At 74.6% G+C, this 18,924-nt stretch carries 11 protein-coding genes and 1 tRNA gene; 4 read left to right on the top strand and 8 right to left on the bottom strand.

Annotation, left to right across the window (positions count from 1 at the left end; genetic code table 11):
- Positions 1 to 10: 10 nt before the first annotated feature.
- Together CK505_RS09345 and CK505_RS09340 are read left to right on the top strand one after the other, a co-directional pair.
- A complete protein-coding gene (locus CK505_RS09345; protein ID WP_095650891.1) occupies positions 11 to 2,137 on the top strand; it encodes a bifunctional UDP-sugar hydrolase/5'-nucleotidase in 2,127 nt (708 codons plus the stop codon).
- 55 nt (positions 2,138 to 2,192) lie between these two features.
- Entirely contained in the window at positions 2,193 to 4,820 is a 2,628-nt protein-coding gene (locus tag CK505_RS09340; protein ID WP_095650890.1) for an ExeM/NucH family extracellular endonuclease, read from the top strand.
- A gap of 40 nt (positions 4,821 to 4,860) precedes the next feature.
- Here CK505_RS09340 and CK505_RS09335 read toward each other — a convergent pair whose 3' ends face one another.
- Positions 4,861 to 6,825 (bottom strand): FAD/NAD(P)-binding domain-containing protein, encoded by a 1,965-nt coding sequence (locus CK505_RS09335; protein WP_176475315.1) that lies wholly within the window; start codon positions 6,823 to 6,825, stop codon positions 4,861 to 4,863.
- 64 nt (positions 6,826 to 6,889) lie between these two features.
- Between CK505_RS09335 and CK505_RS09330 the strand changes: the two genes are divergently transcribed.
- Positions 6,890 to 9,007, top strand: a complete 2,118-nt coding sequence (locus tag CK505_RS09330) for a prolyl oligopeptidase family protein (protein WP_095650912.1) — start codon at positions 6,890 to 6,892, stop codon at positions 9,005 to 9,007.
- A 13-nt stretch (positions 9,008 to 9,020) separates the two neighbouring features.
- On the opposite strand, the gene CK505_RS09325 is transcribed toward CK505_RS09330, so the two are convergent.
- From CK505_RS09325 to CK505_RS09310, 4 genes are all read right to left on the bottom strand, one after another.
- The gene (locus tag CK505_RS09325; RefSeq protein ID WP_095650888.1) at positions 9,021 to 9,431 is read right to left on the bottom strand and encodes a phage holin family protein; all 411 of its coding nucleotides are present in this window, start codon (positions 9,429 to 9,431) and stop codon (positions 9,021 to 9,023) included.
- Between the two features lie 12 nt (positions 9,432 to 9,443).
- A complete protein-coding gene (locus tag CK505_RS09320) occupies positions 9,444 to 9,866 on the bottom strand; it encodes a spore germination protein GerW family protein (RefSeq protein WP_017831992.1) in 423 nt (140 codons plus the stop codon).
- Between the two features lie 171 nt (positions 9,867 to 10,037).
- Positions 10,038 to 10,126: transfer RNA gene (locus CK505_RS09315), tRNA-Ser, on the bottom strand.
- A gap of 62 nt (positions 10,127 to 10,188) precedes the next feature.
- Positions 10,189 to 11,295 (bottom strand): glycosyltransferase, encoded by a 1,107-nt coding sequence (locus CK505_RS09310; RefSeq protein ID WP_035926102.1) that lies wholly within the window; start codon positions 11,293 to 11,295, stop codon positions 10,189 to 10,191.
- Between the two features lie 223 nt (positions 11,296 to 11,518).
- Between CK505_RS09310 and CK505_RS09300 the strand changes: the two genes are divergently transcribed.
- Positions 11,519 to 12,985, top strand: a complete 1,467-nt coding sequence (locus CK505_RS09300) for a lipopolysaccharide biosynthesis protein (protein ID WP_017831995.1) — start codon at positions 11,519 to 11,521, stop codon at positions 12,983 to 12,985.
- 28 nt (positions 12,986 to 13,013) lie between these two features.
- Here the strand turns inward: CK505_RS09300 and CK505_RS09295 are convergent, their stop codons facing one another.
- The 3 genes from CK505_RS09295 to CK505_RS09285 form a co-directional block, all read right to left on the bottom strand.
- Positions 13,014 to 15,104: an acyltransferase family protein gene (locus tag CK505_RS09295; protein ID WP_095650887.1), complete on the bottom strand. Its 2,091-nt coding sequence runs from the start codon at positions 15,102 to 15,104 to the stop codon at positions 13,014 to 13,016.
- A 75-nt stretch (positions 15,105 to 15,179) separates the two neighbouring features.
- Positions 15,180 to 16,274, bottom strand: a complete 1,095-nt coding sequence (locus CK505_RS09290) for a glycosyltransferase family 2 protein (protein WP_176475314.1) — start codon at positions 16,272 to 16,274, stop codon at positions 15,180 to 15,182.
- A gap of 54 nt (positions 16,275 to 16,328) precedes the next feature.
- Positions 16,329 to 18,515 carry an ATP-dependent DNA helicase RecQ gene (locus CK505_RS09285; RefSeq protein WP_095650885.1) on the bottom strand — a complete coding sequence of 729 codons (2,187 nt, stop codon included), beginning with the start codon at positions 18,513 to 18,515 and terminating at the stop codon, positions 16,329 to 16,331.
- Positions 18,516 to 18,924: the final 409 nt, after the last annotated feature.

Here is an 18,924-nt window from a genome sequence, read left to right as displayed (position 1 = left end):
GAGGACCCCCATGGCGCCCCAGAAGCACCGTCCTGCCCTGCTCGCCGCGCTCGCCGCCGGCGCCGTGGTCACCTCGACCGGTCTGGTCCTCCCCGCGGCGTCCGCCCAGGGGACGGCGCCCCCGCCGGCACCGGGCGCGGGGGCGACCGCGGCCGGGGAGACGGCCGTCGAGCTGCTCTACTTCAACGACTACCACGGCCGGCTCTCCTCCGACCCCCTCCTCTTCGCGGGCGCGGTCGAGCAGCTGCGCGCGGAGAACGAGGACGGCACGCTGCTGCTGTCCGGCGGGGACAACGTGGGCGCCTCCGAATACGTCTCGGCCGTGCAGCAGGACGACCCCACGCTCGACGTGCTCGACGCGCTCGAGCTCGACGCCTCCGCCGTGGGCAACCACGAGTTCGACCGGGGCGCGGACGACCTGACCGGCCGCATCACCGAGCGCGCCGGCTTCCCCTACCTGGCGGCCAACGTCACCGGCCCGGACGGCGAGCTCGTCACCGAGGCGTCCGCGACGTTCGACGTCGAGGGCGTGCGCGTGGGCGTGGTCGGCGCCGTCACCCAGCAGACCGCCACGCTCGTCTCGCCCGGCGCGATCGAGGGCATCACCTTCGGCGACCCCGTCGAGGCCGTCAACGCCGAGGCCGAGCGGCTCGAGGCGGACGGGGCCGACGTCGTGGTGGCCGTCTACCACGAGGGCGCCGCCGACGCGGCCGACGCCCTCGGCGACCGGCTGGTGACCGGCACCAGCGCGACCGTGGACGTGGTGCTCAACGGGCACACCCACCAGGTCTACGACGAGGGCGTCGACGTGGACGGCGACGGCGACCTCGACCGCGCGGTCCTGCAGGCCGGCTCGTACGGCGGCAGCCTCGGGCGGATCTCCCTGAGCTACGACGAGGCCGCCGACGACGTCGACCTCACCACCGGCGTGCTGGCCGTCGACGAGGTCGTCACCGCGACCGAGGAGGAGCTGGTCGCCCGGTATCCGCGCGTCGCGGAGGTCGCCGGGATCGTCGCGGACGCCGAGGCGGTGGCCCTGGAGCGGGGCAGCACCCCGGTCGGCGAGATCACCGGGGACATCACCACCGCCTACGGTCTGCGGGACGGCGTGCAGGCCCGCGACGACCGCGGCGCCGAGTCGAGCCTCGGCAACCTGGTCGCCGAGTCCATCCGCGACAGCCTGGACGAGTCGGACGGCGTGCAGATCGGCCTCATCAACCCCGGCGGCCTGCGCGCCGACCTCCTCTGGGCGGACGACCCCGGCCAGGCCATCGACGGCGAGCGCGACGGCGTGGTGACGGAGTCCGAGGCCAACCAGGTGCTGCCCTTCGCCAACAACCTCACCACCGTGACCCTCACCGGCGAGCAGTTCGAGCGGGTCCTCGAGCAGCAGTGGCAGCCCGAGGGATCGTCCCGGCCGTACCTGCAGCTGGGGCTGTCCGAGAACGTGTCCTACACCTTCGACGCCGCCCGCCCGGCCGGTGAGCGGATCACCTCGATCACGGTCGACGGGCAGCCCGTCGACCCGGCCGCCGAGTACGTGATCGGCTCGGTGTCCTTCCTGGTGGAGGGCGGCGACAACTTCACCGGCCTGACCGAGGGCACCGACGTCACCGACACCGGCCGGATCGACCGCGACGCCTGGATGGAGTACCTCGCCGCCAACAGCCCGCTGTCCCCCGAGTTCGACCGCCGGTCCGTGGCGCTGACCGGGGCCGCCGCGGACGGCTGCACCGTGACCTTCGACGTCTCTTCCCTGGACATGACCTCCCTGGGCGCACCGGAGAACACCTCGCTGAGCGTGCGCGCGGGCGACCCGGACGGCACTGAACTCGGCACGGCACCGGTCACCGACGGCACGACCTCGGTCAGCCTCGACACGACCGGCCTGGCCGACGACGCCGCCGTGTGGCTGGTCGCCGAGCCGTCCGGCACGCAGGTCCGCGTGCCGGAGGCTGTCCTGGACCTGCCCACCGACTGCGCCACCGAGCCGGAGCCCACCGACAGGCCGACCCAGCCGCAGAAACCCGGCACGGGCCACTCCGGCGAGCACCCCGGCCAGGGCGAGCCCGGCCGCGGCGACTGGAAGCACGGCTCCGAGCGGGCCCACCAGGTCCTCAGCCGTCTCTTCGGCTGAGCCCCGATCGTTCTCTCCCCTTCTCCCCCTGCCCCCACTGAAGGAACTCCCCACCGTGAACAAGCTGTTCTCCCTGCCCCTGAGCGGGGCTCTGGCCGCGGCCCTGCTCGCCGCGCCGCTGACCGTGCCCGTGCACGCCGCCCCGGATGGGGCGAACGTGGTCATCAACGAGGCCTACACCAACGGCGGCTCGGCCAACGCCGTCTACACCCACAAGTTCGTCGAGCTCTACAACCCCACGGTCCAGCCGGTGGACCTCACCGGCTGGACCCTGCAGTACCGCTCCGCGTCCGGCACCGGAACCGTCACCAGCACGGTGGCGCTGTCCGGGACCATCGCCCCGGGCGGCTACTTCCTGGTCCAGGGCGGGTCCAACGCGGGCAGCGGTGCCGCGTTGCCCGCCCCCGACCTCGCCACCTCGTTCAACCCGGCGGGCGTCTCCGGGACGATCGTGCTCTCCGACGGCGAGCAGCCCCTGGCCGCCCCCACTGGCTCGGTGACCGGTACCGACGGGCTCGTGGACCTGCTCGGCTACGGCACCTCCAACACCTACGAGACCGCGCCCGCCACGGGCCCGTCGGCGAATGCGGACCCGAAGTCCATGACCCGCGCCGACGGCGTGGACACCGACGACAACTCCGCCGATTTCACCGCCACGACCGCGGTGACCCCGCAGAACTCCGGTGGCAGCGGGGGCGAGCCCGCCCCCGAACCGGTCCCCGAGCCGAGCCCGGAGCCCGCCGCCCCGCCGGTGGAGCTGGCGATCCGGGACATCCAGGGCACCGGCGACGTCTCCCCCAGGGCCGGACAGGCCGTGACCACCCGCGGCGTGGTCACCGCCGTCTACGCCACCGGCGGGCTCAACGGCTGGTACCTCCAGACCCCTGGCACCGGTGGCGACCTGGACACCGCCGCCCACGACGCCTCCGACGGCGTCTTCGTGTACTCACCCTCGGCCGTGGCGAACGTGGAGCTCGGCCAGTTCGTCGAGGTCACCGGGACGGTCGCCGAGTACCACGGACAGACCCAGATCAGCGTGCACCCGGAGGGGGTCACGGTCCTCGACGAGGCCGCCGAGGCGGTCGAGCCCGCCGCCGTCGGCTGGCCCACGGACGAGGCGGAGCGCGAGGACCTCGAGGGCATGCTCCTGGACCCGGCCGGTGAGTTCGTGATCACCGACAACTACGCCCTGAACGGCTACGGCGAGATCGGCCTGGCGGCCGGCACCACCCCGCTCGTGCAGCCCACCGCCGTGGGCGCGCCCGGCTCGCCGGAGGCCGCCGCCCAGGCCGCGGACAACGAGGCCCGGTCCGTCCTGCTCGACGACGGCGCCACGACCAACTACGGCAACTTCGCCAACGCCTCGGTCCCCCTCCCCTACCTCTCTCCCACGACCCCGATGCGGATCGGCGCGCCCGTGGACTTCGTGGCGCCGGTGGTGCTCGGCTACTCGTTCGAGGAGTGGCGCCTCCAGCCCACGACCCGGGTGACCGGGGACAACGCCCAGGACGCCCCCGTGGTCGCCGAGAACACCCGCACCGCCGCCCCCGAGGACGTCGGCGGGGACGTGCAGCTGGCCACGTTCAACGTGCTGAACTACTTCACCACCACCGGCGACGAGCTGACCGGCTGCACCTACTACACGGACCGCGCCGGGGACCCGGTCTCGGTGCGCGGAGGCTGCGACGCCCGCGGGGCGGCCGAACAGGAGGACCTTCAGCGCCAGCAGGCCAAGATCGTCGCCGCGATCAACGCCCTGGACGCCGAGGTCGTCTCCCTGGAGGAGATCGAGAACTCCGCGAAGTTCGGCAAGGACCGGGACCAGGCCCTGTCCGACCTGGTCGAGGCCCTCAACACCGCCGCCGGTACCGAGCTCTGGGCGTACGTGCCGTCACCGGCCGAGCGACCCGCCGTCGAGGACGAGGACGTCATCCGCACCGCGTTCATCTACCAGCCGGCCGCACTCGAGACCGTGGGCGAGTCCGTGATCCTGGACGACGAGGAGAACTTCGACAACGCCCGCGAGCCGCTGGCCCAGACGTTCCGCCCCGCCGGCGGGGACGCGGGCGGCGACTTCACGGTGGTCGTCAACCACTTCAAGTCCAAGGGCTCCGCCCCCTCCACCGGCCCCAATGCGGACGCCGGGGACGGCGCCGGGGCCTGGAACGCCGACCGCACCGCCCAGGCCCGGGCCCTGGTGGCCTTCGCCGAGGAGCTCAAGACCACCCAGGGCACCGACCGGGTCTTCCTGGCCGGTGACTTCAACTCCTACGACCAGGAGGACCCGATGCGGGTCCTGCACGAGGCCGGCTACACGAACCTGGCGCCAACGGGCGAGCACTCCTACGCCTTCGGCGGGATGGTCGGCTCCCTCGACCACGTCCTGGCCTCTCCGGCCGCGGCCGGGATCGTCACGGGCTCGGACATCTGGGAGATCAACGCCCACGAGTCGGTGGGCCTGGAGTACAGCCGGCACAACCACAACGTGGTCGACCTCTACGCGGCCGACCCGTACCGGGCCTCCGACCACAACCCGGAGATCATCGGCCTGGCCCCCGCCGGCGCCGGGCCCGCCGGCCCGCAGAAACCGGGCAGGGGCAACTCCGGCGAGCACCCCGGCAAGGGCCTCCGGGAGCACGCCGACGACCGGGCCCGCGAGGTCCTGCACCGCCGCCTCGGCTGACCCGGCCGCGGCGCGCCGGCCGGCCCCGGTGCCCCCGGGGTCAGTCGCGTGCCGGGGCCGGGCCCAGCACCGCCGCGGCGATGCGGTCGGCGTCCGCCAGGGTCCGGGCACCCAGCTCCGCGGACGCCCCGGCCTCCGCGGCGATCGCCACGCCCCACTGGACGGCCGAGAGCTGCAGGCCGAGCACGAGGACGCCGGGCTCCACGCCGCCGTCGACGCGCACGGCCCGGTACGGGGGCCGGGTGACGTCCAGCCCGGTGCCGGGCACGGTCGCGACGCCGTCCCGGGTCTCCATGGCCCGGACCCGCACCAGGCCCTCCCGGTGCATCGCGGACAGCAGCGGGGAGATGTTGCGCCGGACGTCGTTGGGCGGGGACATGGCCTCCACGAGGTGTTCGGCGCGGAAGGGCTCGTCCTTGACCCAGGGGGAGCTCGCCACGAACCGGCCCTCCTCCTCGTCCACGAGGAACTGCGGGTCCGGGCCCAGGAAGCGCACCACGCCGGCACGGGCCAGCGCCGCCAGCTGCTGGTTCCGCAGCACCGGCGGCCCGGAGGCGAGCCCCTCCACGAAGGGCTCGAACGTGCGCCGCAGCTCGTCGGTCCAGGAGGCGTCGCTGATCCCGAGGTCCGCCAGCACGGCCTTGAGCACGGTGCGCGCGGCGTTGAGCGAGGCGACGGCCATCTGCAGCGGGTCGTCCTCGCCGGCCAGCGCGCCGTGCACGTCCCGGTCCAGGTGGTGGACCAGGGCCGCCGCGTACTCGTCGTGGGAGCCGAAGCTGAGCCCCTCGAAGGGGCGGGCCAGCCGGAGGGCGTTGAGCTGCCGTCCCGGGACCACCGCGGACGCGATGAGCCGCTCGGCCTGGGAGGTCCAGGGCCCCTCGGGGTGGTCGTCGCCGGTGCCGAGCACGGCGTCGAAGCGCGCCAGGAACTCCTGCGGGTCGGTCTCGAAGGCGTCCGGGGCGGTCCGCGCCAGGACGGAGTAGTAGTTCCACTGGGCGTCCTTGCGGATCAGCGGATAGAGGTCCGTCTCGAAGGACAGCGGTCCCTCCGCCCGCGCCGCGAGCGCCCGCACGGCGTCGAGGGTGAAGAACCGGGTGACGAGGGAGCCGGCGTAGTAGCCCTCGAGCACCGCCTTGGAGCGGTACGGGGCGCCGCGGCGGGAGCCGGCCACGATCACGGGCTCCCGCCCCGAGGGGTGGTAGACGTAGCGCTCCCCGTCCTGGGTGTAGATCCCGCCGCGGCCCTCGGTGACCTGGGCCAGGACGTCGCAGAAGTTCAGGCCCATGCCGCGCACCAGCACGGTGCGCCCGGCGGGCAGGTCGTCCCAGTGCACGTCGGCGGGCACGGCGGGCGGCCAGTAGGTCAGCCCGAGCTCGGCGGCGCCGTCCACGAGCTCCCGCTGGTCGGGGCGCAGGTCGGCGTCGAGGTGGCCCAGGGCGAGCACCACGGCGTCCGCCGGGAGGTTCTGCCCGCCGCTGATCTCCACGTCGTAGCGGTGCCGGGCGTGCTCCCGCACGTGCACGCCCACGGCCTCGGCCCGGTGCACGGCGAGCTGCACGGTGGCGGGGAGGGCGTCCTGCAGCGTGCGGAAGATCCAGGAGAGGTAGACCCCGTACATCCGCCGGGACGGATAGGACTGGGGCGTCATCCGGGTCAGGTGCGCGGCGTCGTCGGGGTCCACGGCGATGGTCCCCGCCACGGCGGCGAGCCGCCAGTGCTCGAAGCTCATGTTCCGCAGCGGCTCGAGCGGGTCCACGGGCAGCACGCCGTCGTCGGCGATCACCGTGGGGAACACCGAGGGCGTGTTCATGAGGTACAGCGGGGACTGGTTCGTCCGCCACACGTGCCCCGGACCGGGCGGGAAGGGGTCGACGACGTCGATGCGCACCCGGGCGCCCGAGGCCGCGGCGCGGGCCGCGAGCCGCTCCACGGCCGAGAGCCCGCGCGGGCCCGCCCCGATCACCGTGACCCGTCGTTCGGAACCTGGCCTGCCCGTTGCGCTCATGGCCCTCAGGATATCGACCCGCCCGCCGGGCCACGGGCACGGGGCTGCGCCTACGATGGCGGACATGACCGAGACCGCGCAGACCGCCGCCCGCCCGACCGCCGAGCAGCCGCACGACGAGAACCTGTGGCTGGAGGAGATCACGGGGGCCGCGCCCCTGGAGTGGGTCGCCGGGCAGAACGCCCGCACCCTGGCGGCGCTCGAGAGCCCGCGGCTGCGCCGCCTCGAGGCCGACGTGCTCGCGGTCATGGACTCGACCGAGCGGATCCCCATGGTCGCCAAGCACGGGCCGCACTACTACAACTTCTGGCGCGACGCCGAGCACCCCCGCGGCGTCTTCCGCCGCACCACGTGGGAGTCCTGGCTCGGCGGGGACACCGAGTGGGAGGTCCTGCTCGACGTCGACGCGCTGGCCGCCGTGGAGGGCGTCGACTGGGTCTGGGGCGGGGCCCGGCTGCTGCGCCCGCAGTACACCGGCGGGCGGCACCGGCGGGCGCTGCTCAGCCTCTCCCCCGACGGCGGCGACGCGAAGCGGGTGCGCGAGTTCGACCTCGACGAGCGCCGGTTCGTGCCCGGCGGCTTCGACGTCCCCACGGCGAAGTCCACCGTGACGTGGGTGGACGCCGACACCCTGCACGTGGGCACCGACTTCGGCCCCGGCTCGATGACCACCTCCTCCTACCCCCGCACCGTGCGCGTCCTGCGCCGCGGGCAGGACCTCGCCGAGGCCCGGCAGGTGTTCGAGGTGGCCGAGGACCACGTGCAGGCGGTGCTCGTGCGGGACCACACCCCGGGCTTCGTCCGGGACGTGGCCGTGGACGTGGTCGACTTCTTCGCCTCCCGGACCTACCTGGTGCGGGAGGAGGAGCTCGTGCACGTCGACGTCCCCGACTCGGTGACGGTGGACCTGCACCGTCAGTGGCTGCTGCTGCGCCCGCAGGAGGAGCTCGAGCTGGACGGGACCGTGCACCCGGCCGGGGCCCTGCTCGTGGCCGAGCTCGAGGCGTTCCTGGCCGGGGACCGCTCCGTGACCGCCGTGTTCGTCCCGGACGCGCGCACGTCGCTGCAGTCCTGGTCCTGGACGGCCGACCGGCTGATCCTCAACCTGCTGCGGGACGTCTCCTCGGTGGTCCGCGTCGCCGAGCCGGGCCCCTGGACCTCGTCCGAGCTGCCCGGGGCGCCGGCCCTGCACAGCGTGGACGCCTACGCCGTCGACGACGAGGACCCGGAGGCGGGCAACGACTACTGGCTCGTGGCGACCGGCTTCCTCACCCCGACCACCGTGTCCCGCGGCACCCTCCCGGCCCGCGGCGGGGTGACGGCCCCGCCGCGGGTGGCGAGGACCGCCCCCGCGTTCTTCGACACGACCGGGCTCTCGGTCGAGCAGCACTTCGCGGTCTCGGCGGACGGCACCCGGGTGCCCTACTTCCAGGTGGGCCCCGCCGACCCGGTCCTCGACGGGCGGAACCCGACGCTGCTCTCCGGCTACGGCGGCTTCGAGGTCTCCCGGACCCCCGCCTACTCCGGGGCCCTCGGGCGGTCCTGGCTGACCCGCACCGACGACGCCGGGCGGTCCGGGGTCTACGTCCTCGCCAACATCCGCGGCGGCGGCGAGTACGGCCCCGCGTGGCACCGGGCCGCCCTGCAGGGGAACCGGCACCGGGCGTACGAGGACTTCGCGGCCGTCGCCGCGGACCTGCAGAACCGCGGGGTGTGCACCCGGGGAACGCTCGCGTGCTCGGGCGGCTCCAACGGCGGGCTGCTCGTGGGCAACATGCTCACCGGGCACCCCGAATTGTTCGGGGCGATCTCCTGCGGGGTGCCGCTGCTGGACATGCGCCGCTACACGAAGCTGTCCGCGGGCTACTCCTGGATCGCGGAGTACGGCGACCCGGACGACCCGGAGCAGTGGGAGTCCGTCCGCACGTTCTCGCCGTACCACCTGCTGGAGGAGGGGCGGGACTACCCGGACGTCCTGTTCTGGACCGCCACGAGCGACGACCGCGTGGGCCCCGTCCAGGCGCGCAAGGCCGCCGCGCGGATGCTCGGCATGGGCTACGAGAACGTGTGGTTCTACGAGGCCACCGAGGGCGGGCACGCGGGCGCGGGCGACAACAAGCAGGCCGCCCGCCTGCACGCGCTGTCCCACGAGTTCCTCTGGACGGCGCTGCACCGGGGCTGAGCCCCGGCGCGGGTCAGCGGCGCTCGCGGTCCGGGACGGTCCAGCCCATCAGGAGGGACACCACCCCGATGATCAGGGTGGCGAGCACCGCCGTCCAGAGGAAGGAGTCGATCTCGAGCCGCAGGGGCGTGAAGGAGCTCAGCCAGGACGTCAGCCACAGCATCGCCGCGTTGACCACGATGGCGAACAGGCCCAGCGTGAGGCAGGTGATCGGCAGGGACAGGATCGTCAGCACGGGCCGCACGACCGCGTTCACGGCGCCGAAGACCAGGCCGACGAACAGGTAGGCCAGGACCGACGCCGTGGTCTCGCCCCCGACGGCCGAGACGACGGACGGGTCCGCCGCGATGCCCATCCCGGGCAGGATCCAGGCGGCCACCCAGATGGCGAGCGCGTTGACGAGGACACGGAGCAGGAAGGACATGGCCCCATCCTGTCAGGAACGGCGGGTGACGGCGGCCCAGCCCACGAGCGCGGCCGCGCCGCACAGCGCCAGGCCCAGGGTGAGGGCGATCCGCCCCGCGTCCACGGCGGGGCGCCACGTGACGCTGTCCCCCCGGACCACGTACACCCCGGCCGGCTCGGCGTGCACGCCGTAGCCCACGCCCGATCCGCTGCCCGAGCTGTCCTTCTCCTCGCCCGAGCCCCCGCCACCGCCGCCCCAGCCCCTGACGCGGGCCACGGGCACGACCGTGGTGCCGTACGCCTCGTACGCCTCCCCGAAGACCCGGCGCACCGTCACGGCGTCGACGGCCTCCTCGAGGACGGAGCGGTCCGTGAGCCCGGCGCGCCAGGCGGGGGCGGGGCGGGGCGCACCGGGTGCGGCGGGCGTGGTCTGCGGACGGTCCTGCTCCGGCATGGTGGCCTCCTGGGCTCGGGCGCCGGCGGCGCGCTGAGCCCCAGTCTAGGAAGCCGCCGGCCCCCGGTCACGGGGCGGCCGCAGATGACGGGCCCGGGCGCGGGCTCGGAACGCGAAACACCCCGGACCGCGGGTCCGGGGTGTTTCCGACGTCCTGGGACGTCACGAGCGCGGAGACGGGGGGATTTGAACCCCCGGTCGAGTTTAACCCCGACCCTTCATTAGCAGTGAAGTCCATTCGGCCGCTCTGGCACGTCTCCATCCGTGGCCCACCACGCGGGTGGACAACACGGGCCAGCTTAAGGGAGGACCGGGCACGGGGTCAAAGCCGACGGCGTCCGTGCCGCCCGGCGAGCACCGAGCGGTAGAGCCGGTCGAGGTCCGCCCCGATCCGCTCGGACCCGTAGACGGAGCGGATCTCCGCCGCCATGGCCTCCGGGCCCAGCAGGCCGGGATCCGCCACGACGTCGAGCACGGCGCCGCCGAAGGCCTCAGGGGTGCGCTCGGCCACGAGGCGCCCGTTGCCCGGGTGCACGAAGTCACCCTGCCCGCCGAGGGCGCCCATGACCACCGGCCGGCCCGCGGCGAGGGCCTCGGCCGCCGCCACGCAGAACGTCTCGGACCGGCTGGGCAGCAGGAACACGTCGGCGGCGGCCAGGCGCCGCTGCACCTCGTCCGCCCCCACGCTGCCGAGGAGCTGCACGCGCTCCCCCACCCCGAGCCGGCGCGCCCGCTCCCGGACCTCCTGCTCGAGGCCGCCGGAGCCGCACCAGGTGAGGCGGACGTCGTGGCCGGCGGCGCGCAGCCACGCCACGGTGTCCACGGCCAGGAGAGGGTCCTTGATCTCGCGCAGGGCGCCGACCGCGACGAGCTCCAGGGTGTGCCCCCGCGGCGGGTCCGTGACGTGCGCGGCGTGGTCGACCACGTTGCCGATCCGCTCCACCCGCTCGGCCGGCGCGAAGCGGCGCAGCACGTCGCACATCATGGTGCTCACGCCGGTGACGCGGTCCGGGACGCGCAGGATCCGGCGGCTCCCGGCGAGGAGCCGCCACACGGGCCCGTTCTGCTCGGGGGTGAGCACGCCGTTCCAGTGCTCCGTGTGCACCCACGGGCGGCGTCCTGCGAGCGGCAGGCAGACGAGCGCCGCCGAGAAGGGCATGGTGTGCAGGACGTCCGCCCCGGTCAGGTGGCGGCGGAGCGCGGCGTACGCCCGCAGCAGCGTGAGCGGGCGCAGGGGGTGGAAGGGTAGCCGGAGCACCGGCACCCCGTCCCACTCCTCCGGGACGGCCGGCCCGGTGCGCAGCAGCCGCAGGTGCAGCACCCGGACGTCGTGGTGGCGGGCGGCGGCGCGCACGTGCCGGGGGACGAACGGCGTCTCCCCGGGGCGCTCCCCCGACGGGTACCAGGTGCTGACGACGAGCACGCGCACGGCGCTCAGCCCCCTACCGCGCCGGTGCGACCGGGGGCGGCGTCGGGCGCGGTGCCGGACGGGGGGCCGGACGCGGTGCCGGAGACGGTGCTGGACGGGGTGGGGGCGGCGATCATGGTGCCACCCTATCGGCGGGGCCACGGCCGGGGCGGTCCGGGGACCGCGCCGGGGCGCGAGTAGACTCGGGCGCGATGACCAGCCCAGCCCCCGGGTCGGCCGCCTGATGTCCCGGCTGCGCTCGATCCTCTTCCCGCCGCCCAACCACGCGAACACCGACAACCCCCTGGGGTCGGCGTTCGCGCTGACCGTGGTGGCCGTGTTCGTCCAGGGGCTGTCCCGCTTCGGCTACAGCGTCCTGGTGGGCAACCTGCTGGGCCAGGAGGCGCTCGCCGAGGTCAACCTGACGATCTCGCTGGCCCTCTTCCTCGTCCTGCTGTGGCCCCAGGCCTCGGGCACGGGGGCCGCCAAGTTCATCGCGATGGCCCGGGGCCGCCAGGACCCCGAGGGGCAGGCGGCGACGGCCTCCTTCACCGCGAGCAGCGCGTCCGCGGGGATGGCGCTGCTGTCCGTCTCGGCGGTGCTCTACGCCGCGTTCGCGCTCGAGCTCTCCTGGGGCTTCGCGCTCTCGGCGGGCCTGCTCGTGCTCTCCCTGTCGGCCTACAACTTCGTGCGCGGCGTCCGCACGGGCAACAACCAGTTCGTGACCACGACGGCGTGGGACACCATCAGCTCGTTCCTCACCCTCACCCTGCTGCTGCTGGTCCTGCTCGCCGGCTGGCACTGGGTCCTGCTGCTGCCCCTGATCCTCGGCTACACGGTCTACGCGCTGCCCTCCTGGCCCCGCCGCACCGGGGCGCGCCTCGACCCGGCGGTGCGCCGGGAGATCCTGGTCTTCACCGCGTGGGGATCGGCCCACCTGCTGGCGGCGAGCGGTCTGATGCAGCTGTCCCTGGTGATCGGCGACAGCTTCGCCACGAAGGCGGAGGTCGGCCTCTACGCCGCCGCGGTGTCCCTGGCCACCCCCGCCAGCATGCTGTCCGGGGCGATGCTCACCGCGCTGTCCCCCAGCGTGGCCCGGATGTACGCCGCCGGGGACACCGCGGGCCTGACCCGGCAGGTGGACACGATCCTGCGGACGATGGTCACGGTGTTCCTGCCGGTCTTCGGCGTGGGCGCCCTGTGGGCGGAGCCGGTGCTCCGGGTGGTCTACTTCGGGGACCCCGAGTTCGCGGAGGCCGAGCCGCTGCTGGTCCTGCTGTTCCTGGCCGTCTCGGCGACCAGCTTCAACGCCGCGAACGCCCGGCTCAACGGCACCGAGCCCTGGGGGGTCAAGGTGCTCGCCGCCGCCAACGGCCTGGGTCTGGTCGTGGGCGTGGTGACGATGCTCCTGCTGGGCCCGGAGCTCGGCATCACCGCCTCCGCGGTGGGATACCTCGTGGGCTCGCTGCTGAGCGCGGTGCTGCCGCTGCTGGTGGTCTGGCGGCTCGACCGGATGCGGTGGGGCACGGTCCTGCTGCGGATCGTGGCCGGCTACGCGATGATCCTGGTCGCGCTGCAGGTGCTCGGCCCCGACTTCCGGGTGCTGCCGGCGCTCGGGGCGACCGCCGTGTTCCTCGCGGTCTGGGCCGGGCTCAGCGCCCGGGACCTGCGGCCGGCCCTGCGCGCCGCGGGCGCCCGGCTCCGCCGCTGAGCACGCCCCCCGCCCACCCGGCCCCCGCTCACCCGGCGGGCCGGGCCCGCTGCCCGAACTGCCGGTCGAACTGCTCCGCGAAGGCCGGGACCATCGTGACCACGTAGTCGCGGGGCATGTGGTTGTCGTCCATGTAGACCCAGCGGTTGCCGATCCGGGACGGGCACGTGCCGTCGGGGCAGATCCAGTCGCTCATGTCGAGGCTGACGAAGTTCCCGTGCCGCCCCGTCAGCGCGTCGGCCGGGTTCTGCGGGGCCAGCTTCTGCGCCCGCGGCGGGTTGCACCGCTCGGCGTCCGGGCCGTCCTGGTCGATGCAGGTGACCATGTTGAAGGGGAACCGCGGGTTGTCCCGGATCCCGACCACCGTGATGCCCCGCTCGCCGAGGTCCGCCAGGACCTGGGCGAACCCGGGGGCGATCTGCTCGCCGGGCCCCTCGTCGGCGGTCACGGTGGACGTGGTGAGCACGACGTCGATCCCGTGGTCCTCGATGTACCGGTCGGTGAGCCCGATCAGCTCCTGGCACTCGGTGTTGTCGGTGGTCTCCACGGGCTGGAACCGGCAGGCGCCGCGGATGACGGAGACCAGGTTCCAGCCGCGGTCCTCGGCGACGCGCTGGAACGCCGGCAGCCACTGCTCGGCGTGGGAGTTGCCGATCACCATGGCGTCGACCTCGGCGTCCCGGTCGACCGGCAGGGTCGAGCAGGCCACCTTGTAGCCGTCGAACCACTCCTCCGTCGCGGCGTCGCAGGACTCCGGCAGCTCGGACCACTGCCCCTCGCGGACCAGCGGGTTCGGGATCGTGGGCACCTGCGGGTCCTGCTCCCAGGCGAGGTCCCCGGTCAGCACCGCGGCCCCCGGGTTCTCGAGCGCGGCCTGCTCCGCGGCCTCCTGGGCGTGCCGGTCGAGGACCAGCCGCGCCCCGGAGGCGGGGACCAGCACGAGGGCCACGCACAGCACCACGAGGCCGAGCTGGTGCAGGCTCGCGCGGGGTCCGGTGCGGGGCCGGAGGGGCCGCTCGACGAGCCGGTGCACCAGCACGCCCAGCACGATGCTCCCCAGGAGGATGAGCAGCCCGTGCCCCAGCGTGGCCTTGGCGCGGTCCGTGACCACCAGGTAGGTGACGAGCACCGGCCAGTGCACCAGGTAGACGGCGTAGGACGCCTCGCCCAGGACCAGCAGGGGCCGGCGGCTGAGCAGGGCGTCGGCCCCGCGGGGGTCGCCGGTGTGCCCGGCCAGGATCACCAGGGCCGCCCCGGTCAGCGGCCACAGCGCCGCCCAGCCCGGGAAGGAGCCCTGGACGTCGAGGACGAGTCCGCACACGGCGATGGCCACGAGCCCGGTCCAGCCCAGGAGGAGGCGCAGCGCGCCCGGCAGGGTGACGCCGCGCAGCACGGCCAGGGCCAGCAGGGAGCCGAGGGCGAACTCCCACAGCCGGGCGCGGGTGTCGAAGTAGGCGAAGGCCTGCTCGCTGCTCGTGGAGACCACCGAGAAGGCGAAGGAGGCGAGGAAGACGGCGCTGAACACGCCGGTGGCCACCGTGGTGACGGTCCACCGGGTGCGCTCGGCGATCAGCCCGCACAGCGCGAGGAGCAGTGGCCACAGCAGGAACACCTGGCCCTGCACGGACAGGGACCAGAAGTGCTGGAACGGGCTGGCCCCGGAGGTGTCCGCGGCGTAGTAGTCGACCGCGTTGAGGGCGAGCACCCAGTTCTGGGAGTACAGCACCGTGGCCGCCGCCTCCTCGATCGCGGCGTACCAGCGGTCGGACGGGAACAGCAATCGCACCACGACGAGGGTGCCCAGGACCGTGACGACGACGGGGGGCAGCAGCCGCGAGAACGTCCTGGCCCAGTAGCGGCCCAGCTGCGGCCCCTTCCCGGCCTCGAGCCGCCGGACGAAGGAGAGCGTCATGAGGAACGCCGAGATGAACAGGAAGACGTCCACCCCGCCCGAGACCCCGCCGATCCACACGTGGTAGACGGCGACCAGGAGGACGGCCACGGTGCGCAGCCCCTGGACCTCGGGGCGGAAGCGGTGGGCGGGGGCGGAGGCGCCCGCCGGGGGCGCGGTGCTGTTCGCGACCCCGGGGGAAGGGTCGGCGGGGAGGAGGCGGCTCATGGAGTTCTCTCGTCGGGCGGGGGGTCGGACGACTGGCTCGGCACCATTGTCACACTGGACGGTGGCGTCTCCCGGTCACACCAGCAGGGACGCGGCCATGAACCGCAGGGGGGCCTCGCGGTGCAGGACCCTGCGCGGGTCCCGGGTGAGCAGGGTGCTGGGCCAGCCGAAGCGGCGACGGGCGTTGTCCACCCGGAGGATGGCCTCCGCCGTTGCCCCCCGCCGGACGACGAGGTCCAGGACCTCCCGGTCCGCGCAGGACAGCACGGCGAGCGCCCGGGGGGCGCGCGACCTGACCAGCTCGAGCAGGCTCCCCACCTGGTGGGCGTCCTCCGGGGACCACCGTCCGGCGGCGGTCCGGCCGCGGACCGCGCCGAAGACCTGGACTCGGAGGATCTTGGCGGCGATCGCCGTCCGCTGCTCCACGGACAGCCCGGCGTACCAGGAGCCGCCGAGCAGGTCGGTCGCCGCGGCGAGGTCGTCCGTCAGGGGCCGGGGCGCGGCACTGATCCGGTCGGCGGCCCCCTCCCGCAGGAGGTAGCCGGCGCCGCGGGGCGCGAGGTCGACCCGCCCGTCGCCGAACCAGGCCCGGGCCACCAGCTCCTGGTCCTCCCCGGTGGCGTACCGGCCGTTGAAGCGGACCCCGCGGTCCACCAGGAGCTCCCGGCGGAGCAGCCCGAAGACGTGGGTCCGGTAGGCGAGCCGGTCCTTGACCGGCTCGAGGTCCGCGCGGCGGAAGGGCCGCGGCACGGGGGTGCGCACCGGCCGGCCGGAGTCCTTGACCAGCCGCGGGAGCACCGCCGCCGAGCCGTGGCGTTCGGCGGTCGCCGTCCAGGCCGCGAGGGCCCCGGGGGCGAGGGTGTCGTCACTGTCCACGAAGGACACGTACCGGGCGCGGGAGCGCTCGAGGGCCAGGTTGCGGGGCCCGGCCGGGTTGCCGGTGCCGTCGAAGCACTCCAGCAGCTCGACGAGCGGACGGTGCTCCGCCGCGAGGCGGTCGCGGATCAGTGCCGCCTCGACGTTGTGGCACACCACCGTGATGTGCACCCCGCCGTGGTCGCCGACCGGGAGCCCCCCGGCCAGCACGGAGCCGACGGCCCGGTCCACGGGCCGGGCGGTGGTGTGCACCGGGATGATGACGTCGACGAGCGGCGCGGGGGCAGGGGACACGCAGGCCAGCGTACAAGACCGCGCCGGGCCCGGCCGCCCGGCGCGGTCCGCGCCTCAGCCCTGGGAGGCCAGGACGAACGGCAGCACGGGTCCGGACCCGGCCCGGCGCAGCGCGCGGGCGGCCACGGCGAGCGTCCAGCGGCTGTCCACGAGATCGTCGACCAGCAGCACCGGGCGCCCGCCCAGCCGGTCCAGCCCCTCCGCGAGCTCGGGCGGCACCCGGAACTTCTCCCACAGGGCCGCGAGGCGGTACGCGCTGTTGCCGCCGTGCCCGCCGGACGGGAAGCCCTCGGGGACGTCGAGCTCCCCGAGATAGGGCAGGTGCCCGACCTCGGCCATGCCCTCCGCCAGGGAGCGCACGAGCCGGGGGCGCGAGCGGGACGGGATCGAGACGACGGCCGCGGGCCGGTCCGACCAGCGCCACTCGGCGAGCACCTGGACGCACGCCCGGCCGAGGGCGGGGTCCACCGGTCCGTCGACCGGCGCGCCCTCCTCGTCGGTGCGGAACACCTCGCGCAGCCGGTTGCCCCAGCCGAGGTCCGTGAGCCGGGCGAGTGCCCGGCCCTCGGCGCAGCGCTCCTCCTCGGGGATCCGGCCCTTGACCTCGACCCCGAGGCGCGGCATCCCGGTGGGCCACTGGGCGCGCGGCTCCACCACGACGCCCACGCGGGTCAGGGCGGCGCCCGCGGAGTCGGTGGCGGACTCGTCGACGGTCGTGGGGTACCAGGGGCCGGCGCAGCTGTCGCAGCGCCCGCAGGGCTCGGCCGTGGCGTCGTCGAGCTGCCGGGCGAGGAACTCCATGCGGCACCCGGTGGTGCGCTCGTACTCGAGCATGGCGTTCTGCTCGGCCACCCGTGCCGCGGCGATCCGGCCGTAGCGCTCGGCGTCGTAGCGCCACGGCACGCCCGTGCTCTGCCAGCCACCTTGCACGCGCTCCACCGCGCCCTCGACGGCGAGCACCTTCAGGAGCAGCTCGAGCGGGCTGCGCCGGACGTCCACGCGGGACTCCAGGACGGCCACGGACAGGGCGCCGCCCGCGGCCCCCAGCTCGTCCAGGACGGCGGCGGCCTTCTGCTCGGTGGGCATCGACGAGGTGGCGAAGTACTCCCAGATCCGGCGGTCCTCGGTGCCCGGCAGCAGCAGGACGTCCGCGTTGTCCGTGGCGCGGCCCGCACGGCCCACCTGCTGGTAGTAGGCCACGGGCGAGGACGGCGCCCCCAGGTGCACCACGAAGCCGAGGTCCGGCTTGTCGAAGCCCATGCCGAGCGCGGAGGTGGCCACGAGGGCCTTGACCCTGTTCTCCTTGAGGGCGGCCTCGAGCTCCTCGCGCTCGCCCTGGTCGGTGCGCCCGGTGTAGGCGCGCACGGGGATCCCGGCGTCGGCGAGCGCCTGGGCCGTGTCCTCGGCGGCCCCCACGGTCAGCGCGTAGATGATCCCGCTGCCCGGGAGGGACCCGACGTGCTCGAGCAGCCAGGCGAGGCGGGCCGTGGCCGAGGGCAGGTCCAGCACGCCGAGGCGCAGGGACGCCCGGGAGAGCGGGCCGCGGAGGGTGAAGACCTCCCCCGTGCTGCTGCCGCCGGGCCGCACGCCCAGCTGCTCCTCGACGTCGGCGACCACGCGCTCGTTCGCGGTGGCGGTCGTGGCCAGGACGGGGACCTGCTCCGGGAGCCGGGCGATGAGGTCGCGGATGCGCCGGTAGTCGGGGCGGAAGTCGTGGCCCCAGTCGGAGATGCAGTGCGCCTCGTCCACCACGAGCAGCCCGAGCCGGGCGACCAGCTGCGGCAGCTGCTGCTCGCGGAACACGGGGTTGTTGAGCCGCTCCGGGGAGACCAGCAGGACGTCGAGCTCGTCGGCCTCCAGCTGCGCGGCGATCTGCCCCCACTCGGTGGCGTTGGCGGAGTTGATGGCCGCCGCCCGGACCCCCGCGCGGGCGGCGGCGGAGACCTGGTCCCGCATGAGGGCCAGCAGCGGGGAGACGATCAGGGTGGGCCCGCGGCCCCGGGCCCGCAGGAGCAGGGCGGAGAGGAAGTAGACCGCGGACTTGCCCCAGCCGGTCCGCTGCACCACCAGGGCCCGCCGGCCGCGCCCCACGAGGGCCTCGACCGCCTCGAACTGCCCGGGGTGGAAGGCGGCGTCCGGCCGGCCGGTGAGCGCGCGCAGCAGGTGGAGCGCGTCCTCGTGCAGGGCCGGGTCCGGCGCGGTGTCGTGGGCGGCGATGTCGTGGGCCGGGGAAGTCGTCATGGCCCCAGTCTTCCAGGGCCCCCCGACGCCGCCCGACCGGAGGGCGGGGCGTGCAGTGGCGACGGGGCCCGGACAGAGCGATGCGCCCGCTGCCCATCCGTCGAACGGATGGCCCCCGCAGCGGGCGCATCGACCGGCCTGGCGGCCGGTGGCGAGCAGAGACTCGCCTGGCGGGAGTACCGCCCCCCAGCGGTGCTCCCATTCGGTTCACCCCCCGATGAACCGGTTGCACCGGCACCCCCCGATGCCTGCGTGCACGCGGCCCATCCCCCGATGAACCGCAGTCGATCCGCCCCCCGGCGGATCGGTTGGTTCCGCCCCATCGGGTGAACCAATTGGCACCATGGTGGCAGGGTTTCTGTGACCTGTCACGGACCGTGAAGTCACATTCGATCCGGGGGACACTCAA

It is taken from the genome of Kocuria sp. WN036, assembly GCF_002287015.1.
In the GTDB taxonomy this organism is placed as follows: domain Bacteria; phylum Actinomycetota; class Actinomycetes; order Actinomycetales; family Micrococcaceae; genus Kocuria; species Kocuria rosea.
This window is presented reverse-complemented; position numbering and strand designations above follow the sequence as displayed.